A 23,918-nucleotide genomic window follows, 5' to 3' on the forward strand; every position below is an offset into this window, starting at 1 on the left:
GCGACCTTAAGTGGCGCGGCCTGTCAGAAAACTGAGGTGAAGATTACAGATTTGTCAGCCAGTGGGGCGCCACCCGTTGCCGGATCAGTGGGCGATCTGTTCCAGGTTGCGCTTGAGGTTGGCCAGCGCCAGTTGGGACAAGTGCTCGATACGCGGGCGCAGGCTGAGCAGGTTGAGGTCGGAGCAGTAGTGCAGGGTGCGCTTGAACAGGGTTCCGTCCCCGTATTTGCACAACTGATAGTGGATCGAGCCGTCTGCCGGCGCAGAACTGAAGACGATCTTGAACTCCTTGGGAAATACCGCGACCAGTACCCGGCAGCTCAGGTGGATCTGCAGGCCGAGCAGGTCGATGGTTTTACCGAAGCGATGCCCCGCTGGCAACGAGCCGGCCAGGCCGGTGTCGGCGCGCAGGGACGCGGGATGCCACTCGGGCCAGCGATCCGGCTGAGTCACGTAGTAGTAGACGGTATCGATCGGCGCGTGGATGTAGAGCTCATGGCGGATGAGCTCGTCCAAAAGGTGCTGCTGACGTTGTTCCATGATGCACCTCCTTGCAGTAGGAGCATCAAATATAGTTGCCCGCGCGCCTGCCATGGAGGAGCGAAAATCGGCCGTTCAGCGGACTTCGAGGTGGCTTATCAAGAGGGCGGTGCGAGCCTTTCCCGTTGTAAAGGGAAGGGCAACATGCACAGTTGGGCCGCCACGCGGCAATCTTGTGGAAGATCCCCGCAAGATGGCGTCATGAATGCTTGGAAGATCAGCTGATCGCAACTAACCATTTGGTACATTAATGGCCGTAAGTTGCCGTTTAGTTGTCACGGGGTCGATTGTTAAATAATTGTTTCAGCTAGCAAAAACGTGGCTTCCAGACATTTGTATCGAGAATGTACGAAAATTGTAAATTCCCGAAATATTTATTGGAGCAACCTTCTGCCGCGCCGATACTTCGAACATCTCTTCCCTTCAATCAGGCTTTCCAGACGGCCCTTAGTTGTACTTGCGCGATCTTCCCGTTGGCCGTGCAAGAGGGGTAAAAGTCGCGGGAAGCCCGCACGCAGGAGTTTTTATGACAATCGGAAATGTCGGCGGCTGGACCAGCAAGGCCGGCCTGCTGGTGCAGGACACCGGCACCCGGGGCAAGCCGGTCAGCCAGAGCACCAAGGTCAAGCAGATGCTCGCCCTGGTCGGCCAGAACCCGCTGGCGCTGAACGTGTTCAAGATGGACGAAATGAAGCTGCACAAGCAGATCAAGGGTTTCGATCCGGAGAATGTCAGCGCCAAGCAGCTGGGCAACATGAGCACCTTCCTCAAGCAGAAGGGCCTGATCAGCGACGTGACGGCGATGACCCTGCTCAACGCCGGCGACAAGTTCGACCGCTTCGGCGTGCAGGCCGACCCGGATGCCAAGTTCAATGCCCTGGAGTACTTCGCGATCCAGCTGGACAACATCCAGACCAACAACCTCAAGGGCAACAAGTACGCCAGCTACCTGATCCCCGAGTACAAGAAAGCCATCTACGTGCTGCAGAACCTGCAAAGCTACGGCAAGGGCAACGGCACCACGGTGACCGACAAGAATCGCTCCACCAAGGCGTGAGGCGACAAACAAAGGCCCTCGACCGATAAACCGGTCGAGGGCCTTTTTTGTGGCTGGCTGTTTACCGGTCGAGCAAGGCCATCACCGCTTGCGGGTAACGCTCGCCGGCAGTGGCGTCGGGGGTGAAGATCCGTTCCAGGGCCTGCAGTTCGTCAGCGCCAAGGCGGACCTGCAGCGCGGCGACATTCTCCTCCAGGTACTTGCGTTGCTTGGTGCCCGGAATCGGGATCAGGTAATCGCCCTGCGCCAGCACCCAGGCCAGGGCCAGTTGCCCGGCGGTGATGCCCTTGGCCGCCGCGAGTTGCTTGACCTGTTCCACCAGCAGCAGGTTCCTGGTGAAGTTCTCACCCTGGAAGCGCGGGCTGAAACGCCGGTAGTCGTCGTCGGCGAAATCCTCCGGGCTCTTCAGGGCGCCAGTGAGAAAACCTCGCCCCAGCGGGCTGTAGGGCACAAAGGCGATGCCCAGGCGCTGGCAGGCCGCCAGGCAGCCGTTGTCTTCCTGGTCGCGGCTCCACAACGAATATTCGCTTTGCAGGGCGCTGATCGGATGCACCTTGTGGGCCCGCTCCAGCGTTGCCGCCGAGGCTTCGCTGAGCCCCAGGTAGCGGACCTTGCCGGCCCGCACCAGCTCGGCCATGGCGCCGACGGTTTCCTCGATGGCCACGTCCGGGTCGATGCGGTGCTGGTAATACAGGTCCAGGGTGTCCACGCCCAGGCGCTGCAGGGTGCCGTCGATCGCCTGGCGAATGTACTCGGGGCGGCCGTTCACTCCGCGCGCCGCCGGGTCGCCGGGGTTGCGGACGATACCGAACTTGCTGGCCAGGAACACCTGGTCGCGTTTGCCGCGGATCGCCTGGCCGATCAGGATTTCGTTGCTGTGGGGGCCGTACATGTCGGCGGTGTCCAGCAGGTTGATCCCCAGTTCCAGGGCGCGATGCAAGGTGGCGGTGGCTTCCCGGGTATCGGTGCCGGTGGTGTAGAAATCGGTCATGCCCATGCAGCCAAGGCCGATGGCTGACACTTGCGGGCCGTTCTTGCCCAGTTGACGGGTTTGCATAGGAGAAGCTCCGGTGGATGGGGTGGCGGCCATTGTTCTCCTCGACAAAAACAAGATAAACCGGCTAAAAGCGCTATCACTATTCGTAATTTCTAAATAATTCGCGACAGGCCAAGCCAATGGACCGTTTTAATGCCATGCGTGTGTTCACCCGCATCGTCGACCTCGGCGGTTTCGCCAAGGCCGCCGACAGCCTGCAGATGCCCCGGGCCTCGGTGACGGTGCTGATCAAACAGTTGGAGGCGCATTTGGGCGTGCAGCTGCTGTTGCGTACCACCCGCCAGGTCACGCCGACCCTGGACGGCACCGCCTATTACCAGCGTTGCGTGCGGCTGCTGGCGGACCTTGAGGAAACCGAAGCGGTGTTTTCCGCCGCGCGCCACAACCCGCGCGGCACCTTGCGCATCGACATGCCAGCGGGGATCGGGCGGTTGGTGGTGATCCCGGCGTTGCCGGCGTTCTCCGAGCGCTACCCGCTGGTCGACCTGGAAATCGGCCTCAACGACCGGCCGGTGGACCTGATCCGCGAAGGGGTGGACTGCGTGTTGCGCGGCGGCCTGTGCCTCGACGACTCGCTGGTGGCCCGGCCGTTGCTGGCGCTGGAGCAGGTGACTTGCGCCAGTCCCGCCTACCTGCGCCAGCGCGGTGTGCCGCAGAGCCTGGACGAGCTGGCCGGGCATCAGATGATCGAGTATTTCTCCAGCGTCAGCGGCAAGCGTTATGGCCTGGAGTTCGAGGTGCAGGGCCAGGTGCTGTTGCCGGAGTTGCCCAAGCAGGTGTCGGTCAACAGCGCCGATGGCTACCTGGCTGCCTGCGAGGCCGGCTATGGGTTGGTGCAGACGCCTTACTATCACGTCGCCCAGCAGCTGGCCGAAGGTCGCCTGAGCGAAGTGCTCCGGCACATCCCGCCACCCAGGATGCCGTTGAGCGCGCTGTACCCGCCGCACCGGCACCTGTCGACGCGGGTCCGGGTGTTCGTCGACTGGCTGGTGGAGCTGTTCGCCCAGCCGGGGATTCACAACACCCGGCTGGCGTAGCTCGACAGTAAAGACAGACGCCCGCGGCGAGGCGGGCGTCGGGCAATTTCGTGGTGGGTTACAAGGGGGAAATACTGGCGCTCTGGATGACTTAGCGGTGGTAGTAGTAGCCGGGGCCGCCGTCGTAATGGCGGTGATGCCAGCCGTCGTGAGGGAAGATGATGCAGCCGGACAGGGCCAGCATCGCCAGCAGGGGAATCAGCCGGGTGATTCGACGGAACATTGCGCAGTCCTCAAAGGGCTCTGGGGTTAAAACCGCCGCGATGCAGCGAAAACTCTTCGGCGGCTGTAACATGAGACCCCGTTCGCCCGCGCCCATCCCCGATTCTCGGTAGGCGTTTGGCATCTGTTTCGATACAGAGTCGATACATTTACATGCGGCATTTTCAGGCCGCACCTTTACAGGTTCAGGAACCCGCAATGACCCAGAAGCAACGCTTGATCTATTCGATTGTGATTTCCCTGGTGGTACTGGGAATCATGCTTGGCCTTTCTTACCTGCAGAACGCTGGAATGATCACCGAGAAAATGTTCCAGTACATCGCCATTGGCGTGGCGGTGACCGTGGTCGTGATCAATGGCGTGATGCGGCGCAAGGTCAAGCCTTGAGAGACACCCCAGGCGGCCTCAGTCGCGGCCGTCGAGTATGGCTTCAGCCTGTTGATGCAGGCTGAAGCTCTTGTCCGCATTGAGGGTAATCACGCCTTCGCTGCACAGCCGCTTCAACACCTCGCGCACGCTGAGGAACGACAGCGGGATATCCAGCTCCAGCAAATGACTGTGAATGCCTCGCACCCCCAGGGCGCGCTGGCTTTCGGCTGCCTGCAGCAAGGCATCGATGACTTTCAGGCGAATCAGGCTGGTGCGCAGGCCGAAGCTCTTGAGCAGGTGCCTGATGCGTTCGTTGCGGTTGCGCTCGGCTTGCTTGCCGAAGACACCGGCGCCGGCGTTCAGGGAGGACGCGGGTTGTGCGGTGTGGCCATCCGTTGGCAGTTGCGGGTCGTACATGCAAAAACTCCTTTTCAGAGCCTGATCAGGAAAATGACGGGTGCTCTCACATAACTAGACGAACGAGCCGCGCAAATCATGAGGAATCAGTTGTAGAAAATTTGTGAGGGCTTTGTCGTCGTCAGGTTGGCGGGCGATCGGCGCCTGACGCGAGGGCGCTAAATTTTCCGTGGCGGTTTCGTCTGTAAGGGCAGGCGGGCTTTGGCTGATGCCGGGTCGCGCCGTCCTTTACCGGGCTGGAATCCGTATCCCCTGTGTGCTCATCGGCATGCCGCGCCAGCCTGGGTTGTGCATCTTCTTTCGATCAGGAGTCGGCGTGATTATTTCCAGCCAGTTGCCCAGGTTTTGCCTTGCGGGTTTGTTTCTCGGGCTGAGCCTTGCGGCTCAGGGACGCGAGGTCCAGAGCGGCGAGGCAAGCGCCGATATTCGCCGCACCGGTTTTGGCGTCCCGCATATTCGCGCCGCCGACGAACGCGGGCTGGGTTACGGCATCGGTTACGCCTACGCCCAGGACAACCTGTGCCTATTGGCCAACGAAGTGCTGACGGTCAATGGCGAGCGTTCGAAGTATTTCGGTCCACAGCAGCAGACCGTCGAGCAACGGGAAAACCTCACCAGCGACCTGTTCTTCAACTGGCTGAACACGCCCCAGGCGGTGTTCGGCTTCTGGCAGGCGCAGACGCCGCAGGTGCGGCAACTGATCGAAGGGTATGTCGCCGGCTATAACCGCTCCCTGGCCGAGCGCCGGGCCCAGGGCCTGCCCGAGCAGTGCCAGGGTGACTGGGTACGGCCGTTGACCGCCCTGGACCTGGTCAAGCTGACTCGCCGGCTGTTGGTGGAGGGCGGTGTCGGCCAGTTCGCCGAAGCCCTGGTGGGCGCGACCCCGCCATCCGTCACGGCGCAGCTGAAGCCATCGGCCCAGGTCTTCGCCCAGGCGGATGCCCGCGGCCAGCGGTTCGCCCTGGACCGTGGCAGCAACGCGGTGGCCGTGGGGCGCGAGCGCTCGTTCAATGGTCGCGGCATGTTGCTGGCCAACCCGCATTTTCCATGGGGCGGCGGCATGCGCTTCTATCAGATGCACCTGACCATTCCCGGCAAGCTGGACGTCATGGGGGCCGCCTTGCCCGGCCTGCCGATGATCAATATCGGTTTCAGCCAGCACCTGGCCTGGACCCACACGGTGGACACCTCCAAGCATTTCACCCTGTACCGCCTGCAACTGGACCCCAAGGACTCGACCCGCTACCTGCTCGACGGCAAGTCCCTGCCGTTGGAGAAACAAACGGTCAGCGTCAAGGTGCAGGGCGAGGACGGCCAGCTCACGACCGTCAGCCACAGTGTCTACAGTTCGCAATTCGGCCCGCTGGTGCAGTGGCCCGGCAAGCTGGACTGGGACAACCGTTTCGCCTACAGCCTGCGCGACGCCAACCTGGAAAACGACCGGGTGCTGCAACAGTGGTACGCGATGAACCAGGCCCGCAGCCTCAAGGAGTTGCAAGCTTCGGTGCATCGACTGCAGGGTATTCCCTGGGTCAATACCCTGGCCGTGGATGACCAGGGTCAGGCGCTGTACATGAACCAGTCGGTGGTGCCCAACGTCAGCGCGGAAAAACTCGCCCACTGCAGCGACCCGCGGATCGGCACCCAGCTGATCATTCTCGACGGTTCCCGCGCGACCTGTGCCTGGGACATCGACCCGGCGGCCGCGCAAAAGGGTATCTACCCGGCCAGCCAGCTGCCGCAACTGCTGCGCAGCGATTATGTACAGAACTCCAACGACTCGGCGTGGATGGTCAACCCGGCCGCGCCGCTGCAAGGCTTCTCGCCGCTGATCAGCCAGCAGGACCTGCCGCTGGGGCAGCGCGCGCGTTTTGCCCTGAATCGCCTGATCGGCACGGGCAAGGGCGAGCCGCTGAGCGCCGCCGACCTCAAGCACATGGTGATGGACGACCAGGTGTACCAGGCCGGGCAGGTGATGCCGGACCTGCTGCAGTTCTGTGCCGCCGACCTGGGCAGCGATGCCCAGGCCCTGGCGCCGCTGTGCGCCAGCCTCAAAGCCTGGGACCGCAGCGCCAACCTGCAAAGCGGGGTGGGCTTGGTGCATTTTCGCAACGTCATGGAACAGCTGGAGGCGGTCGATAATCGCTGGCGCGTGGCCTTCGATGCCCGGGACCCGCAGCACACGCCGCGCGGCCTGGCGATCGACCGGCCGCCGGTGGCCAAGGCGCTGCGCGCGGCGATGCTGGCCTCGGTGCAACAGGTGGCCGAGTCGGGCCTGAAGGCCGACAGCCGTTGGGGCGATATCCAGGTGGTCAGCAGCGGCGGCCGGCAGACGCCGATTCATGGCGGCCCGGCCAGCCTGGGCGTGTACAACGCGATCCAGAGCATCCCGGCGGCCGACGGCAAGCGGGAGGTGGTCAGCGGCACCAGTTACCTGCAAGTGGTGACCTTCGACGAGCAGGGCCCGCATGCCCAGGGCCTGCTGGCGTTTTCCCTGTCCAGCGACCCGGCGTCGCCGCACTCGCGGGACCAGACCGAGGCGTTCTCGAAGAAGCAGTGGAGTGTGTTGCCGTTCACCGAGCAGCAGATCCAGGCGGACCCGCAGTATCGGTTGCAGGTGATTCACGAGGTGGACGATCGGTTGCGCAAGGTCGCGACCCAGTAAGCGCGTTCAATCTGCCGTCAAGCGCAGGCCGCACCCGCGAGGGTAGCGGCCTTCAGCTTTTTGGCGCGGTGCCTGGTAGCGAATTGACGACCGGGTTGCCGTCCTGGTTGCGGGTCAGGTACACCGGCAACACTTTGGGCAGCGTGGTCACCAGGCTCTTGACCGCGGTGACGTCGTAGATGCCGCCGACCCGAATGTTGCCCGTGGCGCTGTCGGCCAGCATCACCGGCTTGCTGAGGTAGCGGTTGATCAGCGGCAGGGCCTCGCCGAGCGCCAGGTTGTCCAGCACCAGCTTGCCCTGGCGCCAGGCCAGCGAGCTGTCGTTGGCAGCGGTCTGGCTGATCAGTGGCTGGTAATCGCCCTGGCGATAACGCGCCTGCATGCCCGGATCGAGAGGCAAGCCAGCGTCGGGGTGGCTGTTGTCGCTGCTCACCAGCACCGAACCTTCGAGCAGGGTGACCCGCACCTGGTCCTCGTACATCCAGACATTGAACTCGGTACCGGTGACCCGGACCTGGCCGCTGGCCGCCTTGACCACGAACGGATGGGCGCTGTTGTGGCTGACCTTGAAGAAGGCTTCGCCTTTTTTCAGGGTGACCCGGCGCTGGTCCTTGTAGTTGCTGTAGGTCAGCTCGGTGCCCAGGTTGAGTTCGACCTGGCTGCCGTCGGCCAGGGTCACCTGGCGCATGCTGCCGTCGGCCTGGAAATGTTCGTAGGAGGAGGGCAGCCAGCCCAGGCTCCAGCCGCTGTAGGCGGCCAGGGGCAGGGCCAGGGCGCTGATCGCCGCGGCCATGCCGTAGGCGCGCCAGGGGTTGCGCGGCGCCGGCAAGGGCAGGACGGTGGTGGCTTGAGGGCGAGGCAGATGGTCGGCGACTTCCCAGATTTCCTGCATCGCTTCGTATTCGAAGGCATGCAGCGGGTGGGCGTCGCGCCATTGCTCGAAGGCCTGGCGTTCGGCGGCCGTACAGTCCGCGGCATGCAGACGCATGCACCACTGCGCGGCGGCATCGGTGATGGCGTCGTATTCGGCTTCTGTGAGGTGCTGTTCGCTCATTGGCTCTTCCTGGTTTCGCGCATTCTACCCTTCGCAGCCAGGCTTGGAGAACCGCCGTCATGGCTAATGCATATCAAAGTTGAGGTTATTTTTGGAGCAAAGCCTCTGAAACACAGGACTTTTGTCAGCAGTATCCACAGCGGGAGTGAAAAAATGATCAAAAACACCCTGGCCGCGGTTATCGCCACTGCCACCTTGCCGAGCTCCGGCGCGCCATCCTCGGCTGACGGCGTGTCGGTGGCGGCTCTGTCTCTTGCTGGCATCGCCGGGTGCCAGGCCATGGCCGAGGTTGACAGGGCGCGCGCAAAGCGTTGTTTAATCGTCGGGCGCACTCACCTGGGTGCCTTCTCATGCGCTGTAGCCCATTCCAATAATTAATCCGGAGCTCCAGATGTCTGTATCGCCCCCGGCTGTTGAAACACCGCAGGAACACCTGTCGCTCGAGGCACTGGTGACGCTGCTGGAAACGATCTTCTTGCGCCATGGCACCAGCGCCGAAGTGGCGCGTTGCCTGGCGCACAACTGTGCCGCTGCCGAGCGCGACGGCGCCCACAGTCATGGCGTGTTCCGTATTCCCGGTTACGTGTCGACCCTTAACAGCGGCTGGGTCAACGGCAAGGCCGTGCCGGTGGTCGAAGACGTGGCCCCGGCCTTTGTCCGGGTCGATGCGTGTAACGGTTTCGCCCAACCGGCGCTGGCGGCGGCGCGGGCGTTGCTGGTGGAGAAAGCGCGCAACGCCGGAATCGCCATTCTGGCTATCCGCAATTCCCATCACTTCGCCGCGCTGTGGCCGGACGTCGAGCCGTTCGCCGAGGAAGGGCTGGTCGCCCTGAGCGTGGTCAACAGCATGACCTGCGTGGTGCCCCACGGTGCCGACCGGCCGTTGTTCGGCACTAACCCGATCGCCTTTGCCGCGCCACAGGCCGGGGGCGACCCCATTGTCTTCGACCTGGCCACCAGCGCCATTGCCCATGGCGACGTGCAGATCGCCGCGCGCAAGGGCGAACGCCTGCCGCCAGGCATGGGCGTGGACGGCCTCGGCCAGCCCACTGACGATCCGAAAGCCATTCTCGAAGGCGGCGCGCTGCTGCCGTTCGGCGGGCACAAGGGGTCGGCGCTGTCGATGATGGTCGAGCTGCTGGCGGCGGCGCTGACCGGTGGCCATTTCTCGTTCGAGTTCGACTGGTCCAACCATCCGGGCGCGAAGACGCCCTGGACCGGCCAGTTGTTGATCGTCATCGATCCGCGCAAGGGCGCCGGGCAGAATTTCGCCGAGCGTAGCCAGGAGCTGATCCGCCAGATGCATGGCGTAGGGCTCAAGCGCCTGCCGGGGGATCGCCGGCATCGCCAGCGGGAAAAGTCCCTGCGCGAGGGGATTGCCCTGGACGCCTCGGAGCTCAAGCAGTTGCGGGAACTGGCGGGGCTTTAAAACGCGCTTTCAACACGCAAGGACCAGGCAAGCATGCGGCAAGCCTGGTCTTTTTTTAGCGGTCGCGGGTGGCGCTGGTCGTTACAGAAAACCGGTTACGAACGACGCCCCAGCAACAGGCCCACCACCAGGCCGACACCGGCGGAGATGGCCACGGTCTGCCACGGATGGCCGCCGATGTATTGCTCGGTAGCGTCCACCATCGGCTTGCTGCGCTCACGCACGCTGGACACCGAGTCCAGTGCCTGCTTGAGTTTCAACCCGACCTGTTGGCGCAGGTTCTCGCCTTCCTCACCCACCAGCGATGCGCTGCTTTTCAGGAGCTTTTCCGATTCTTCGATCAACGCTTGAAGCTCGCTGAATTCCTGGTCCTTGATTTGTTCGTCAGCCGCTTGCGCAGCAGTTTTACGAGCCATTGAGTTACTCCTTGCGGGTCAGTGATGCGATGAACAATGGAGTTGCGGGGCCGGCGAAAAGTTGCAGATATTTTCTCCACCCGCTCCATGCCGGCGGGAAAACCCCAGCCGTCACAGTGTAAGATGTCGGCTATTTTACGCAGCAGGAAATTCCCATGAGCTTCAATCTGGCCAACAAGACTCTCGCCGAGCGTGCAGAGATCGAAGATGAAAAGTCCCGTCTGTTCGAGCTGTGGCAGAGCAACCTGGGCAAGGCCAAAGGCGAAGCCGCACGGTTGTTCGGCGAGCGCGGCAAGCGCAAGGGCAAATGGGCCGAATGGGTGCGTGCCGAGCTCGACGGCATGTCGCCGCCGGAATACGCCAACATGGTGCGCAGTGAAGTCAATCGCCTGATGGCGGCGAACAAGTAAGCTCGAAGCTGGCGACTATCGCCTCGCGCACTTTCAATACCACCGGATCGATCTGCGCGCTAGTGCGCCAGCCCAGCTCGATCGGGTAGCGCGGCAGGTCCAGCGGGCAGGGCAGCAGCGCCAGCCCGGTCAGTTCGGCGATGCTCCGCGCGGCGTGGGCCGGAATGGTCGCCACCGCCTGGCTGCCCTTGAGCAGATGGGGCAGCGCGGCGAAATGCGTGGTAGAGGCGCAGACCTGGCGACTCAGCCCCAGGGCCGCCAGGCCCTCGTCGGTAATCCCGATAAAGCCTTGCGACGACACCAGCACATGCTCGCGGGCGACGAACTCGTCGAGGTCGATGACCTGCTGTCCCGGGCCCAGGCTCGCCGGGTCCGCCAGGCACAGATAACTGCCTTCCCCCAATACCTGACGGCTGAGCATGCGTTCGGCGAAACCGCCGGCGCTGATGGCCAGGTCGATGCTGCGCTGCAACAGCGCTTCGCCGACGATCTGGCTGTGGCTCTGGCGAAAGATCAGCCGCAGCTTCGGCGCCCGCCGGGCGACTTCTTCGATCAGGCGCCGACCGTAGGCAATCTCGAAATCGTCCGACAGCCCGATCGCCACCGAGCGGCCCTGATAATGGCTGGCATGGGGATCGACCATGGCCAGGCTCTGCCGGCATTTGTTCAGGGCCTCGCTGACCACCGGCTTGAGCTGGTTGGCCCGCAGGGTCGGCGCCAGGCCGCGCCCGGTACGCACGAACAACTGATCGCCGTACAGCTCGCGCAGGCGTCGCAGCGCCGCGCTCATGGCCGACTGGGTGACGCCCAGGCGCAAGGCAGCGCGGCTGGCGCTGGATTCGTCATGCAGGGCTTCGAAGGCCTTGAGCAGGTTGAGATCGACCTGGGCGATATTCATCTGGTTCATATCATTCAGTATCAGGAGGGGCTTCCTGCATGATCGGCGAGGGCCGGACAATGGGCAACACTTCATCGCCACAGGAGTTTCCCCGATGTCCAAGTCCGTTGTCGCCGCGTTGCAGATCGGCTCCCTGCCAGGGGGCAAGACCGATACCCTGGAGCAGATCCTGTCCTTTGAAGCCGCCATCATCGAGGCCGGCGCGCAGCTGGTGGTGATGCCCGAAGCCTTGCTCGGCGGCTACCCCAAGGGTGAGGGCTTCGGCACCCAGCTCGGCTATCGCCTGCCGGAAGGCCGTGAGGCCTTCGCCCGTTATTTCGCCAATGCGGTCGATGTGCCGGGCGCGGAGACCGAGGCCCTGGCCGGCCTGGCGGCACGCACCGGGGCCAACCTGGTGCTGGGGGTGATCGAGCGCGCTGGCAGTACCCTGTATTGCACGGCGCTGTATTTCGATCCGCAGCACGGCCTGGTGGGCAAGCACCGCAAGCTGATGCCCACCGGCACCGAGCGGCTGATCTGGGGCAAGGGCGACGGTTCGACCCTGCCGGTATTCGACACCCAGGTCGGCCGGGTCGGCGCGGTGATCTGCTGGGAAAACATGATGCCGCTGCTGCGCACCGCGATGTACGCCAAGGGCGTGCAGGTCTGGTGCGCGCCGACCGTGGACGAGCGCGAGATGTGGCAGGTCAGCATGCGCCACATCGCCCATGAAGGCCGCTGCTTCGTGGTCAGTGCCTGTCAGGTGCAGGCGTCACCCCAGGCGCTGGGGCTGGAGATCGCCAACTGGCCGGCCGAACGCCCGCTGATTGCTGGCGGCAGCGTGATTGTCGGGCCCATGGGCGAGGTCCTGGCCGGGCCGCTGGTGGGAGGCGCCGGCCTGCTGACGGCGCAGATCGATACTGACGAGCTGGTGCGGGCGCGCTATGACTACGACGTGGTCGGCCACTATGCGCGTCCGGATGTGTTCGAGCTGACGGTGGACGAGCGGGCCAAGGCCGGCGTGCGTTTCATCTGAGGCGACGCCACTCTTCGCGGGTGATTTCCCAGATATCACGGGGCAATCGCCCGCAGACGAAGTCGTCTTCGTCACTGCGGATCAGGCGCATGCCGGCGCGTTCGGAAATCCGCCGCGAGGCCAGGTTCGGCGCGGCCTTGGGCACCCGCATGACCTCACGCCCCAGCACCTCGAACCAGTACTCGGTGACCGCCGCGCTGGCCTCGCTCATATAGCCCTGGCCTTGCCACGCCGGAGCCAGCCAGAAACCGCGGTTGTTGTCGGCCTGGTTCATCAGGCTGACATTGCCAATCAATTGTTCCGGCGCGCTTTTCAGGCGAATCGACCAGTGCCATTCCTCGCCGCGCTCGATGGCCGGCAGCGCCAGGTCGCGCAGGTAACTCAGGGCACCATCGGCGGGATAGGGCCAGGGCACCCGCGCGTTGAGGTATTGCACCACTTGCCAGTGCGCAAACTGCTGCTGGACAGCCTCGGCATCGGCCAGCTCCAGCGGACGCAGGATCAGGCGTTCGGTGTACAGGGTGGAGGACAGCGCCATATGAAAACCTTTCTCCTTGCGGGCAATGAGTTCCGGGGTAATCCATCTGTTGTCTAGTCGAGCATCCAGCTACTGTCGCCTTCGGTCTTGACAGTGTTTGGCAAGGTTTTGATGTTTCTGCTTTGTCGGCAAAAGGCTAGGGACCGTTGGTCTTGGCCGTCATTTCCAGGTGCGCTGATGTGACAGATTCTCCTTCGAGCGCTTGTTGCGGTGGGACCGCCGGACGTACGCGCAACAGGCGACAGGTCATCCACCAGCAAAGAGCAACGAAGAAGTTGTAAGGGAAGAACACTAACCAAAGAGGCATCAGCCACCATTTCTTGCCCTGCTTTTCCCCAGGCTCTCCCGTGCGCCAAGGCACATAGTGACGAAATGCCTGACGGGGGGGCAGGCAGATAGAGTTATGAGGCACATACCACCAGTGGGGTTCTTGAGGAACGGGCAGCTTATCCGGGCCATGGGCCATGAATTGGCGGATGTACTCCCAGACTTGCGCAACGAAGATCGGTCGAGGATCACTGGGTTCATTGCTGTCGACACAGATGCTATAGGTCGGCGCCCAGGATTCTGCGATTTGCCTGGCTTGCGGACTGTCTTGGTCAGTACCGAACGCATTGAGGATCAATGAAGTAGTGGTACTGAACGATCGACCGGAAAACTCGGTTCGACCACAGATGCCTGCTTTAACGTTGTTCCAATCACCGACAAGCAGGGTCTTGCCCTTCAGGTAATAGACTTTTTGCGTGTGGCGATTGAAATAGAAGTTCGATTGACTTCTGATCAGGTGGATCCGGTAAAACAGAAACAACGAAACTCCCAGCGGCAAGAGCAGGGGAATGAGCAGAACCCACACTTCATCAGCCGGCGTTTCATTGATCACGGCGCAAAACATCCATAACCACAGAAGCAACGTGACGACTATCGTGGCGGAAAACAGCTTGGCCATGAACGCCGAGTCTGCGGGCATCGGATTGCGCAGGCACAACACGCTTTTTCCCATGGAGATGTATTGGTCGCCGATAGACGGTACAGCTTCTGCCTTGTCTTTTGGGGTCCAGGTCCAGCTGATGGTCATGTGTCTTTCCTTAGTCGATCAGTTCGAACCTCGCAGTCGCGACCGCGGTTTCATCCCAGCCTTGGTTAGGCTTGTAGCTGACTTCGAGAGATATTCGATCGCTATCTGCTGCGCCCATCCTTGTGTGGATCCGCCGTGTTTTTTCAGCGTCCGCCCAGCACCAGGCGTTCGCTGAGAAAGTCGACGAACACTCGCAGTTTCGGCAACAGATGTCGACTGCCGGGCCAGAGCACCGAGAACTTGCCGCTGTCGATCTGATAGTCGTCCAGCACCGACACCAGCGAGCCGTCGGCCAGGGCGTTACGCACCACGAAGTCCGGAACGAAGGCGATGCCCAGGCCCTGGGTGGCGGCGTGAATCAGTGATTCCAGGTTGTTGCTGGTCAGGGCGCTGCGCAGCAGCAGCGGTGGGGCGTCGGCGGGCAGGCGCAGTTTCCATTCCTGCAATTGCACAGTGCCGGGAAACTTGTAGCGCAGGCAGGCATGTCGCTCCAGGTCCCGGGGGCACTCGGGCAGGCCATGGCGGGCGAAGTAGTGGGGGGCGCTGACCAGGACGAAACGGAACGGCCCCAGGGTGCGCGATTTGAGCTGGGAGTCCGCCAGCTCGCCGCTGCGGATCACCGCATCGACGCCTTCGGCGATCACGTCGATCAGCCGGTCGTTGAAGTCCAGGTCCAGTTCGATCTCCGGGTAGCGTTCGGCGAACTCCGGCAGGATCGGCAGCAGCATGCGATAGCCGATGGCGGGCAGGCTGACCCGCAGCTTGCCGCGGGGCTTGTCGCTGATACGCGCCAGCTCGGCTTCGGCGTCTTCCACCTCGCCGACGATGCGCTGGCAGCGCTCGAAGAACAGCGTGCCTTCGTCGGTCAGGCTGATGCGCCGGGTGCTGCGATTGAGCAGGCGCACGCCGAGCCGCTCTTCCAGGCGTGCCAGGCTTTTACCCACCGCCGAAGCGGAGATGCCCAGGCGCTCCGCCGCGCCGACAAAACTGCCGGCCTGCACCGTGCGCACAAAGGCCAGCATGCCACTGAGGTTGTCCATGGGGATCTCGATTAGAGCGTTAATGTCCGTAAAGAACGGACTTTAGCCCTGTTTGTGGGTGATTGCGGCGAATCTACCATTGATCGCACCCTAACGTTCCCCCTGAGGTGCCGATGAGTTCGCCAACCGATGTGCCTGCTGCCTTAAATCACACTGTCGCCGGCGGTTCTTCCTACGCCGTGCTGGCCGCGGTGTGCCTGGCGGCGTTGATCCTGCCGCTGACCTTCGTCGGCGTGGCCGTGGCGACCCCGGCCATCGGCCGCGAGCTGGGCGGCGGCCCCCTGGCCCTGAGCTGGATCACCAATGCCTTCATGCTGAGTTTCGGCAGCGCACTGATGGCCGCCGGCACCCTGGCCGACGAGTACGGACGCAAGCGCGTGTTCAGCCTCGGTGTCGGCCTGTTCGCCCTGACGTCGCTGGCCCTGGCCTTCGCGCCTTCGGTGCTCTGGCTCGACCTGTTGCGGGCGGTGCAGGGGTTGGCCGGTGCGGCGGCGCTGGCGGGCGGCTCGGCTGCTTTGGCCCAGACGTTCGAGGGCCCGGCGCGGACCCGTGCCTTCAGCCTGCTGGGCACCACCTTCGGCGTCGGCCTGGCATTCGGGCCGATCCTCGCCGGGGTGTTGATCGAAGCCTACGGCTGGCGTTCGATCTTCGTCTCCGGGACCTTGATCGGCGGTCTGTCGCTGCTGTTCGGCGTGCCGCGCATGCCTGAGTCCCGCGACCCGGACGCGGCGGGGGTCGACTGGCCCGGCACCTTGAGTTTCACCGCGGCACTGGTGGCGCTGACCTGGGGCATTTTGCAGGCGCCGCAAAGCGGCTGGGGCAGCCCGCTGGTCTGGGGTCTGCTGCTGGTGGCGCTGCTGGCGTTGCTGCTGTTTATCGTGGTGGAGCTGCGGGTCAAGCGGCCGATGCTCGACCTGTCGCTGTTTCGTTACCCGCGCTTTGTCGGCGTGCAGCTGCTGCCGATCGCCACCTGCTATTGCTTCGTGGTGTTGTTGATCCTACTGCCGATCCGCTTTATCGGCGTGGAAGGCTACAGCGAGATCGATGCCGGCTTGATGATGATCGCCCTGTCCGCGCCGATGGTGGTGGTGCCGTTGCTGGCCGCGTGGCTGACCCGTTGGTTCGGCGCCGGGACCCTGTCCAGCGTCGGCCTGGTGATTGCCGCGCTCGGGCTCTATCTGCTCAGCCGGGTCGCCCCGGGGCAGGCACCGGCGGCCAATGTCTTGCCCATGCTGTTGATCGGCTTCGGTGCCGGTTTGCCCTGGGGCTTGATGGACGGGCTGTCGGTCAGTGTGGTGCCCAAGGAACGGGCGGGGATGGCCACCGGCATCTTCAGCACCACCCGGGTGGCGGGCGAGGGCATTGCCCTGGCCCTGGTGGTGGCCCTGCTGGCCGGCTTGCTGCAACTGTCCATGGCCGCGGCGCTGCCGGAGCATTCGCAACTGCCGCTGGCCGCCCAACAGTTGGCCAGCGGCAACCTGCAGGCCAGCGCGGCCTTGTTGCCCGAGCTGGGCCGGGAGCTGCTGCTCGGGCTCTATGCCAAGGCTTTCACCTGGCTGCTGTATGCGCTGATCGCCATCACCCTGGTCGCGGCGCTGGTGGTGCGGCTGATGCTGCATGAGCCGCGCCGGGCTTGAGGGTGTTCAGCGAAACTCGAAGAACTCGTAGTGCAGGTTGCGCTCGGGAATCGCGTATTCGCGCATCAACGCCTTGACCCGCGCTAGCAAGCCCTTGGGCCCGCAGAAACTGATCTGGATCTGTTGCGGATCGGTTTCGCTAGCCAGCCGTTGCAGGGTTTCGCCCAGGCGGTCGGCGCCGTCGGTGTGGCCGATGAAAGCCACCCCGCGTTTCTCGGCCAGGCCCTGCAAGGTTTCGAGGCTGGGGAAGGCCCGTGACGGGTTGCAGCAGTACACCAGGGTCGCCCGGTCGAAGCGCCCGGCGGCGGCATCCTGCAGCCACGAGATAAAGGGTGAGATGCCCACGCCACCGCCGATCCAGATCTCCCGGCCGGCATCGAGCCGGCGCTTGAAGCGGCCATAGGGCGCGTAGAGGTCGGCGAGCATGCCGACCTTGACCTGCTGGCGCAGCTTCTGGGTGTAGTCGCCCAGGGCACGGATCACGAACTCGATGCGCCCGTCGCTGGCGTGGGCGCTGGCTATGGTGAAGGGGTGCGGTTCGCGCAGGCCTTTTTCACGCATGGCGAGAAAGGCGAACTGCCCGGCCTTGAAGGCGAAACCGCGGTGAAGCGGGGTCAGTTCCAGGTGCAGGGAGTTTTTCTCCAGGGTCACCGCGCTGACCCGGTATTCGCCGGCCTTGGCCAGCAACGGATAGAGCAGCAGCTTGTACAGGGCACCGAGCAGGCCCAGGCCGCAGAGCGCGGTGAGCCAGATACCCGAGGGGTTATCCAGGGCAATCGGCGACTTGAAGCTCAGCCAGTGCAGGATGACGATCGCGAACAGCGGCCCGGACAGTTTGTGCCACCAGCGCCACTGGCCGTAGGGAATGTTGCGGTTCAGCGCCAGCAGCACGATCAGGCCGAGGGCGACGTAGCTCAGTTGGCGCACCATGCGCGTCCAGTACTTGGACAGCTCGATGATCGGCACGCTTTGCCAGAGATCCAGGTTGGCCTTGAACACCAGGTGATAGCTGGCGAAGACCAGCGCCCAGATGCCCAGCCACTTGTGGCTTTCATAGACCCGGTCGAGGCCGCCGAACAGCCGCTCGACCCAGCGCCAGCGGCTGGCCAGCAGGCAGGACAGGGCCATGTAGGCCAGCGCCGTGGCGCCGAGGACCAGGCTCAGGGTGGCGGAGGTCAGCCAGGTATCGCTGGGGATTTCCAGCAGCACGGTGAGGGTGGTGATCAGCAGGACGCCGACCACCGAGTACCAGGTTTTCAAGGGGGACACCTCCAGAAAGATGGCGCCAGTGTCGGCGCATAGGATGGGTCGCGGGCTGCGCGCGGGTCAGGGCGCAGCCGGGTGAGGGCGTATTTTACTGGCGAAGCGGCAGTCCTGAGCTGATCTGCATCAGCGCCTGCTCAGTGCGGGTGTGGCAAGGGGTTTTCCACCAGCCAGGCCTGGGCGAAATCCAGGTAGGCGCGGACGATGTTCGAGGGCGGGCGCTGGTTCGGATACAGCAGGTGCAGCTGTTGTTCCGGCATCGGCAGGCGCGGCAGCAGGGCTTGCAGACGACCGTCGCGCACGGCTTCGGCGGCGAGAAAGGCCGGCAGCTCGGTGACCACCTTGGCGGTCAGCGCCAGCTGGCGCAGGTGCAGGTAATCGTTGGCGGCGAACAGCGGATCGGGGCTGTAGGGCTGGTCGCCCAGCTGCCACTGTTCCCGGGCATCGGCCTGGCGCGACCAGACGGCACAGGGAAATCCGCGAAGGTCGGCGGGGGTTTGCGGGGTGCCGAGGCGCTCCAGCAGCAGCGGGCTGGCGACCAGCATATGCCGGTAACTGCCGAGTAGGCGTGCTGGGCGCTCCTCGTCGAACAACGGCCCGGCGCGCAAGGCGACGTCGACCCCGTCCTGCGCCAGGTCGCTTTCCCGCTCGCTGGTATAGACCGCGACCTGGACCTCGGGATGGCGCCGCTGGAACTCGGCCAGCAGCTTCCACCAGCTCTCGAATGCCGCAGGCACCGACACACTCAGGCGGCCCTGCAAGTGCATTCGATCATTTCTGACAGCCTGTTCGCCCTCGGCCAGGGCTTCGATACCGCGACTGGCGTGTTCATAGAGCTGGCTGCCGGCGGCGGTCAGCCGGGTGCCGCGGGTGGAGCGTTCCAGCAGTTGCACGTTGAGGCTGCGTTCCAGTTCACGAATGCCCCGGCGGATGGTGGCCAGCGGTAGTTGCAGCAGGTTGGCGGCGGACGAAATGCTGCCGCATTGGACCACGCTGACAAACATCCTGGCGGCGTTGAGATCCATGAGCGCTCCCTGTCGAATGTAGTGGAAAGCCTATCAGCTGCGGCTCTGCCCGATCAAAAATGCGCGGTCCGCGGGCGATTTTCATCGACGGTTTTTTCTTCCGCGCGGGGGCGGTGCGAGGGGCCGTGCCAGGGATGGCCACGACAACTGTGTTCTCGACGCGGCGGGATGCGTCTAGCAGCGATAGCTTCGCGGCGGTGCGAGGCGGAACGGGCGAGTCTGAACATGCAAGCGTTGTTGAACGAGATCCTCGACGAGGTCCGTCCCCTGATTGGCCAGGGCAAAGTGGCCAGCTACATTCCGGCGCTGGCCGACGTGCCGGCCAACCAGCTGGGGATCGCCGTGTATGGCAACGATGGCCAGGTGTTCAGCGCCGGCGACGCCGATACGCCGTTCTCGGTGCAAAGCATTTCCAAGGTGTTCAGCCTGGTACAGGCCATCGGGCATTCCGGCGAGGCGATCTGGCAGCGCCTGGGGCATGAGCCTTCCGGGCAGCCTTTCAACTCCCTGGTGCAGCTGGAGTTCGAGCGTGGCCGTCCGCGCAACCCGTTCATCAACGCCGGGGCGCTGGTGATCTGCGATATCAACCAGTCGCGCTTCGCCGCGCCGGCGCTGTCCATGCGCGATTTCGTGCGGCGCCTGTCCGGCAATATGCAGGTGCTGGTGGACGGCCGCGTCGCCGATTCGGAATACCAGCACCGCGCGCGCAATGCGGCGATGGCCTACCTGATGCAGTCCTTCGGCAACTTCCACAACGACGTCGAGGCGGTGCTGCGCAGCTACTTCAGCCACTGCGCGCTGCGCATGAGTTGCGTCGACCTGGCGCGGGCCTTCTGCTTCCTGGCCAACGACGGCTTCTGCAAGCACAGCGGCGAGCAGATCCTCACGGCGCGCCAGACCCAGCAGGTCAACTCGATCATGGCCACCAGCGGCCTGTACGACGAAGCCGGCAATTTCGCCTACCGCGTTGGCCTGCCGGGCAAGAGCGGCGTGGGCGGCGGCATCGTCGCGGTGGTGCCGGGGCAGTTCACGGTGTGCGTGTGGTCGCCGGAATTGAACGCGGCGGGTAACTCCCTGGTGGGCATGGCGGCGCTGGAATTGCTGAGCCAGCGCATCGGTTGGTCGGTGTTCTAGGGGGGGCGGGACAAGGGCGGCCGGTTGCGGGTGCTGCGCACCCGATCGCAGGCTGCGCCAGCGGCTACAGGGAACGCGGAGTCTGTGTAGCCGCTGCCGAGTTTGCGAGGCTGCGCTCGGTTTGGGCGGCATTGCGACGTAGCGACTGCAAAGCCTGAGTCCGCGGTCTGTCTGGATAAACACGTTGGCAGGCTTGGCGACGGCTGCGCCGCCGATCGCAGGCTGCGCCAGCGGCTACAGGAACGCGGTGTCTGTGTAGCCGCTGCCGAGTTTGCGAGGCTGCGCTCGGTTTGGGCGGCATTCCGACGTAGCAACCGCAAAGCCTGAGTCCGCGGTCTGTCTGGATAAGCGTATTTGCGAGCGCAGCGCGTCCGCTTACCAGGTGAAATTGGCGGTCTTGGGCAGGCTCAGCTGGCCTTTGTCGACGAAACGCATCGTGCCGAACGGGCCGCCGGCGAGCTTGCCGCGCAGCACGTAGGGCAGGTCGTCGAGGCTTTGCGTCTGGCTCAGGCCCAGGGTCTGGCGCAGCACGGCGAAGGCCGAGACGCTGACCGGCACCACCAGCACCCCCTCGGAGAAACGCCCGATGCTGCCGCTCTGGTCGCTGACCCCGGAGGCCAGCGGCCGGCCGTTGACCTCCAGGTCCAGGGCCACGCCGTTGTAGTTGATCGCGGTTTCGTTGGGGTTTTGCAGGCGCAGCTTGACCGCGAAGCGCATTTCCAGGTCCTGGCTGGGCAGGGGTTCGATACCGACCACATTGATGTGCAACTGATCGCGCTGGGGAAACAGGGCGCAGGCGCTCAAGCTGAGCAACAGGAAGGAAAGGGTGAGGCCGAGGAATCTGCGCATCAGGGGGCGTCTCTGCGGGAAGGGAGGCACTGATGAATCTAGCGCGGACAGGTCTGCACCACAAACCACGATGTCAAGAACGCCCGGTTTCTGTAGGAGCCAGGCTTGCCGGCGATTGGGCCGGCAAGCCTGGTAGTGAGCTTGAGGCCTGCCGTCTGGTGGTGTCGCCACCGCATCGCGAGCAAGCTTCGCTCCTACAGATGCCAGTTTGGCGGTGCGGCCAATAACGCCATCGCGAGCAATCGAGCGTCGACCGGCTGCTCCTACAGATGCTCGGGGGTCAGGCGTTGGCCTTGGCGCTCACATCCGGGTCCTGCATGACTTTGAGGGTGGCCGCTTCCGGGTCGAACTCGTCTTCTTCCAGCTCGATGAATTCTTCCGGCAGGAAGATGTTCAGCAGGATCGCGCACATCGCGCCCACGGTGATCGGCGATTCGAAGATGTTGTGCAGCGCCTTGGGCAGTTCGCGCAGGACTTCCGGCACCGCCGCCACGCCCAGGCCCATGCCCAGGGAGATCGCCACGATCAGCACGTTGCGTCGATGCAGCCCGGCTTCGGCGAGGATCTTGATCCCGGCCACGGCCACGGTGCCGAACATGATCAGGGTCGCGCCGCCCAGCACCGGCTTGGGCATCAGTTGCAGCACCGCGCCGATCACCGGGAACAACCCCAGCAGCACCAGCAGGCCGGCGATGAAGTACGCCACGTAGCGGCTGGCCACGCCGGTCAGCTGAATCACTCCGTTGTTCTGGGCGAAGGTGACCATCGGCAGGCTGTTGAACACCGCCGCCACCATCGAGTTGAAACCGTCGGCCAGCAGCCCGGACTTGATACGCTTGATGTACAGCGGGCCCTTGACCGGCTGCTGGGAAATCATCGAGTTGGCGGTCAGGTCGCCGGCCGCTTCCAGGGGCGAGATCAGGAAGATCACCGCCAGCGGAATGAAGGCGATCAGGTCGAAGGAGAAACCGTACTTGAACGGCACCGGCACGCTGACCATCGGCACGTCCGGCATCGCCGCCATGTCGACCCGGCCCAGCAGCCAGGCGACTACGAAGCCCAGGGTCAGGCCGATGACGATCGAGCCCAGGCGCAGCATTGGGTGACTGAAGCGGTTGAGCACGACAATGGTCAGCAGCACCAGGGCGGCCAGGCCCAGGTTGCTGGCGGCACCCAGGTCCGGTGCGCCGAAGCCGCCGGCCATGTCGGTGACCGCCACCTTGATCAGCGACAAGCCCATCAGGGTGATGATGGTGCCGGTCACCACCGGGGTGATCAGCTTGCGCAGCTTGCCGATGAACTGGCTGAGGAACATCTCGATAAAGGCCGCGCAGAAGCAGATGCCGAAGATGGTCGAGAGGATTTCCTCGTGGCTGCCGCCACGGCCCTTGACCATCAGGCCGGCGCTGAGCAGCACGCTGATAAAGGAAAAGCTGGTGCCCTGCACGCACAGCAGCCCGGAGCCGATCGGCCCCAGGCGCCGGGCCTGGACGAAGGTACCCAGGCCCGAGACGAACAGCGCCATGCTGATCAGGTAGGGCGTTTCGTTCTGCAGGCCCAGCACGCCGCCGAAGATCAGGGTCGGGGAGATAATGCCGACAAAACTCGCCAGCACATGCTGCAGCGCGGCGAAGATCGCCGCGCTGAAATGCGGGCGGTCCTCCAGGCCATAGATCAGGTCGGACTTGTAGCGCGGCGTGGAGCGATCAGGTGCGGTCATGGGAAAAAGCCTGCCAATGACGTGTCGATAGGGCATGGAACACGTGGAGAAAAGGGGCGCGACGCGGGCTGTCGGAGGACGTAAGGCAAAATCTGCGGACCCGGTCAGAAAAATGGAGGCGCAGGATGCCAGAAAGGTGCCCGGGCCAGAAGGGCCAGCCTCACAATCACCTAGACATCGCCGGTCCCTGTAGCCGCAGCCTGCGGCAGCGGCTACGGGGCTCGCTACTGACAGATCCTGACAGGGGGCTCTGCTAAGCTGCGCCGATCTTTCCCTGCCGAGCCTGATGCCGTGTCGCGTACCACGCGTTTGTTGACCCTGTTGCAAGTGCTGCGCGGCAAGCGCTGCCCGGTGACCGCCGCGGCGCTGGCGGCGGAGCTTGCGGTGTCCGAGCGCACCCTGTACCGCGACATCGCCGAGCTGACGGCCCTGGGGGCGCCGATCCATGGCGAGGCCGGGATCGGCTATGTGCTGCGCAGCGGCCTGTTCCTGCCGCCGCTGATGCTCAACGCCGACGAGACCGAAGCCATCGTCCTTGGCCTGCGCTATGTCGACCAGCGTGGCGACGAAGTCCTCGGCAAGGCCGCCGCCGATGCCCTGGCAAAGATCGCCGCGGTGCTGGCGCCGGCGGCCCAGGAAGCCTTGCACAACCCAACCGTGCTGCCCGGCCCGCCAGCGTATCGCTACCCGGAAAACGTGGTGCCGCTGAATGTGTTTCGCCAGGCGATCCGCGAGCAGGCCAAGCTGCACATCGATTACGCCGACGTGAACAAGACGCCGAGCCAGCGCCTGATCTGGCCGCTGGCCCTGGGCTTCATGAACGAGGCGCGGGTGATCGTCGCCTGGTGTGAGCTGCGCGACGATTTCCGCACCTTTCGCACCGACCGCATCGCCGCCGCGAGCGAGCAGGGCCAGCGTTATCCAGGACGGCGCAGCGACCTGTTGCGCACCTGGCGCCAGCGCATGCAACTGGATGATGCCGGACGTTTCACTCCTGACAAGAACTGACGCGACGGCGTTTTAGCATGGCTCCAGCAATGACAAACAAGGA

Annotated in this window: 24 protein-coding genes; 10 read left to right on the forward strand and 14 right to left on the reverse strand. The window is 64.0% G+C overall.

The genetic code is table 11. The features are described from left to right. Positions 1–84 precede the first annotated feature (84 nt). Positions 85–540 carry an SRPBCC family protein gene (locus J4E58_RS21665; protein WP_087091087.1) on the reverse strand — a complete coding sequence of 152 codons (456 nt, stop codon included), beginning with the start codon at positions 538–540 and terminating at the stop codon, positions 85–87. A 526-nt stretch (positions 541–1,066) separates the two neighbouring features. Here J4E58_RS21665 and J4E58_RS21670 point away from each other — a divergent pair. Then, entirely contained in the window at positions 1,067–1,597 is a 531-nt protein-coding gene (locus tag J4E58_RS21670) for a hypothetical protein (RefSeq protein ID WP_087091086.1), read from the forward strand. 61 nt (positions 1,598–1,658) lie between these two features. On the opposite strand, the gene J4E58_RS21675 is transcribed toward J4E58_RS21670, so the two are convergent. Further along, complete coding sequence (locus J4E58_RS21675; RefSeq protein WP_087091085.1) at positions 1,659–2,654, reverse strand: aldo/keto reductase; 996 nt, start codon at positions 2,652–2,654, stop codon at positions 1,659–1,661. A 119-nt stretch (positions 2,655–2,773) separates the two neighbouring features. Here J4E58_RS21675 and J4E58_RS21680 point away from each other — a divergent pair, with 119 nt between their 5' ends. After that, the gene (locus J4E58_RS21680) at positions 2,774–3,691 is read left to right on the forward strand and encodes a LysR family transcriptional regulator (protein ID WP_087091084.1); all 918 of its coding nucleotides are present in this window, start codon (positions 2,774–2,776) and stop codon (positions 3,689–3,691) included. 91 nt (positions 3,692–3,782) lie between these two features. Here the strand turns inward: J4E58_RS21680 and J4E58_RS32025 are convergent, their stop codons facing one another. Next, positions 3,783–3,914: a hypothetical protein gene (locus J4E58_RS32025; RefSeq protein ID WP_007928589.1), complete on the reverse strand. Its 132-nt coding sequence runs from the start codon at positions 3,912–3,914 to the stop codon at positions 3,783–3,785. A 197-nt stretch (positions 3,915–4,111) separates the two neighbouring features. Between J4E58_RS32025 and J4E58_RS21685 the strand changes: the two genes are divergently transcribed. Next, a complete protein-coding gene (locus J4E58_RS21685; protein ID WP_007928588.1) occupies positions 4,112–4,300 on the forward strand; it encodes a hypothetical protein in 189 nt (62 codons plus the stop codon). A gap of 18 nt (positions 4,301–4,318) precedes the next feature. Here J4E58_RS21685 and J4E58_RS21690 read toward each other — a convergent pair whose 3' ends face one another. Beyond that, positions 4,319–4,699, reverse strand: coding sequence for a hypothetical protein (locus tag J4E58_RS21690; RefSeq protein ID WP_007928587.1), 381 nt, complete (start codon positions 4,697–4,699; stop codon positions 4,319–4,321). A 316-nt stretch (positions 4,700–5,015) separates the two neighbouring features. On the opposite strand from J4E58_RS21690, the gene J4E58_RS21695 reads away from it, so the two are divergent. After that, positions 5,016–7,364, forward strand: coding sequence for an acylase (locus J4E58_RS21695; RefSeq protein ID WP_087091083.1), 2,349 nt, complete (start codon positions 5,016–5,018; stop codon positions 7,362–7,364). Between the two features lie 52 nt (positions 7,365–7,416). On the opposite strand, the gene J4E58_RS21700 is transcribed toward J4E58_RS21695, so the two are convergent. Continuing rightward, positions 7,417–8,418: a FecR family protein gene (locus tag J4E58_RS21700; RefSeq protein WP_087091082.1), complete on the reverse strand. Its 1,002-nt coding sequence runs from the start codon at positions 8,416–8,418 to the stop codon at positions 7,417–7,419. Positions 8,419–8,809: 391 nt separating this feature from the next. Here J4E58_RS21700 and J4E58_RS21705 point away from each other — a divergent pair, with 391 nt between their 5' ends. Next, complete coding sequence (locus tag J4E58_RS21705; RefSeq protein ID WP_087091080.1) at positions 8,810–9,847, forward strand: Ldh family oxidoreductase; 1,038 nt, start codon at positions 8,810–8,812, stop codon at positions 9,845–9,847. A 95-nt stretch (positions 9,848–9,942) separates the two neighbouring features. Here the strand turns inward: J4E58_RS21705 and J4E58_RS21710 are convergent, their stop codons facing one another. Continuing rightward, complete coding sequence (locus J4E58_RS21710; RefSeq protein ID WP_087091079.1) at positions 9,943–10,263, reverse strand: YqjD family protein; 321 nt, start codon at positions 10,261–10,263, stop codon at positions 9,943–9,945. Positions 10,264–10,418: 155 nt separating this feature from the next. On the opposite strand from J4E58_RS21710, the gene J4E58_RS21715 reads away from it, so the two are divergent. Beyond that, a complete protein-coding gene (locus J4E58_RS21715; protein WP_007928582.1) occupies positions 10,419–10,673 on the forward strand; it encodes a hypothetical protein in 255 nt (84 codons plus the stop codon). On the opposite strand, the gene J4E58_RS21720 is transcribed toward J4E58_RS21715, so the two are convergent. Then, positions 10,645–11,580, reverse strand: a complete 936-nt coding sequence (locus J4E58_RS21720) for a LysR family transcriptional regulator (protein WP_087091078.1) — start codon at positions 11,578–11,580, stop codon at positions 10,645–10,647. The two genes, J4E58_RS21715 and J4E58_RS21720, sit on opposite strands and share 29 nt — an antisense overlap. A gap of 85 nt (positions 11,581–11,665) precedes the next feature. On the opposite strand from J4E58_RS21720, the gene J4E58_RS21725 reads away from it, so the two are divergent. After that, positions 11,666–12,586 (forward strand): carbon-nitrogen hydrolase family protein, encoded by a 921-nt coding sequence (locus J4E58_RS21725; protein ID WP_087091077.1) that lies wholly within the window; start codon positions 11,666–11,668, stop codon positions 12,584–12,586. Here the strand turns inward: J4E58_RS21725 and J4E58_RS21730 are convergent. The 3 genes from J4E58_RS21730 to J4E58_RS21740 all read right to left on the reverse strand — a co-directional run bounded on the left by J4E58_RS21730 (position 12,579) and on the right by J4E58_RS21740 (position 15,239). After that, positions 12,579–13,124 carry a GNAT family N-acetyltransferase gene (locus J4E58_RS21730; protein WP_087091076.1) on the reverse strand — a complete coding sequence of 182 codons (546 nt, stop codon included), beginning with the start codon at positions 13,122–13,124 and terminating at the stop codon, positions 12,579–12,581. The genes J4E58_RS21725 and J4E58_RS21730 overlap by 8 nt on opposite strands. Before the next feature lie 136 nt (positions 13,125–13,260). Continuing rightward, positions 13,261–14,199 (reverse strand): DUF6708 domain-containing protein, encoded by a 939-nt coding sequence (locus J4E58_RS21735; RefSeq protein ID WP_087091075.1) that lies wholly within the window; start codon positions 14,197–14,199, stop codon positions 13,261–13,263. A gap of 143 nt (positions 14,200–14,342) precedes the next feature. Then, positions 14,343–15,239, reverse strand: a complete 897-nt coding sequence (locus J4E58_RS21740; RefSeq protein ID WP_087091074.1) for a LysR family transcriptional regulator — start codon at positions 15,237–15,239, stop codon at positions 14,343–14,345. A gap of 113 nt (positions 15,240–15,352) precedes the next feature. Between J4E58_RS21740 and J4E58_RS21745 the strand changes: the two genes are divergently transcribed. Further along, positions 15,353–16,876 (forward strand): MFS transporter, encoded by a 1,524-nt coding sequence (locus J4E58_RS21745; protein ID WP_087091073.1) that lies wholly within the window; start codon positions 15,353–15,355, stop codon positions 16,874–16,876. A gap of 6 nt (positions 16,877–16,882) precedes the next feature. On the opposite strand, the gene J4E58_RS21750 is transcribed toward J4E58_RS21745, so the two are convergent. Together J4E58_RS21750 and J4E58_RS21755 are read right to left on the reverse strand one after the other, a co-directional pair. After that, positions 16,883–18,136 (reverse strand): ferric reductase-like transmembrane domain-containing protein, encoded by a 1,254-nt coding sequence (locus J4E58_RS21750; RefSeq protein WP_087091072.1) that lies wholly within the window; start codon positions 18,134–18,136, stop codon positions 16,883–16,885. A 140-nt stretch (positions 18,137–18,276) separates the two neighbouring features. After that, on the reverse strand, positions 18,277–19,164 hold the full coding sequence (locus tag J4E58_RS21755) for a LysR family transcriptional regulator (RefSeq protein ID WP_087091071.1): 888 nt from the start codon (positions 19,162–19,164) through the stop codon (positions 18,277–18,279). 225 nt (positions 19,165–19,389) lie between these two features. Between J4E58_RS21755 and glsB the strand changes: the two genes are divergently transcribed. Further along, positions 19,390–20,298 (forward strand): glutaminase B, encoded by a 909-nt coding sequence (glsB, locus tag J4E58_RS21760; RefSeq protein WP_007928538.1) that lies wholly within the window; start codon positions 19,390–19,392, stop codon positions 20,296–20,298. A 375-nt stretch (positions 20,299–20,673) separates the two neighbouring features. Here the strand turns inward: glsB and J4E58_RS21765 are convergent, their stop codons facing one another. Together J4E58_RS21765 and J4E58_RS21770 are read right to left on the reverse strand one after the other, a co-directional pair. Continuing rightward, entirely contained in the window at positions 20,674–21,147 is a 474-nt protein-coding gene (locus J4E58_RS21765) for an LEA type 2 family protein (protein WP_087091070.1), read from the reverse strand. 280 nt (positions 21,148–21,427) lie between these two features. Continuing rightward, the gene (locus J4E58_RS21770; RefSeq protein WP_087091069.1) at positions 21,428–22,867 is read right to left on the reverse strand and encodes a nucleobase:cation symporter-2 family protein; all 1,440 of its coding nucleotides are present in this window, start codon (positions 22,865–22,867) and stop codon (positions 21,428–21,430) included. A 291-nt stretch (positions 22,868–23,158) separates the two neighbouring features. Here J4E58_RS21770 and J4E58_RS21775 point away from each other — a divergent pair, with 291 nt between their 5' ends. After that, complete coding sequence (locus tag J4E58_RS21775; RefSeq protein ID WP_062825795.1) at positions 23,159–23,875, forward strand: YafY family protein; 717 nt, start codon at positions 23,159–23,161, stop codon at positions 23,873–23,875. Positions 23,876–23,918 lie beyond the last annotated feature (43 nt).

Source organism: Pseudomonas sp. FW305-25 (genome assembly GCF_017351415.1).
In the GTDB taxonomy this organism is placed as follows: domain Bacteria; phylum Pseudomonadota; class Gammaproteobacteria; order Pseudomonadales; family Pseudomonadaceae; genus Aquipseudomonas; species Aquipseudomonas chlororaphis.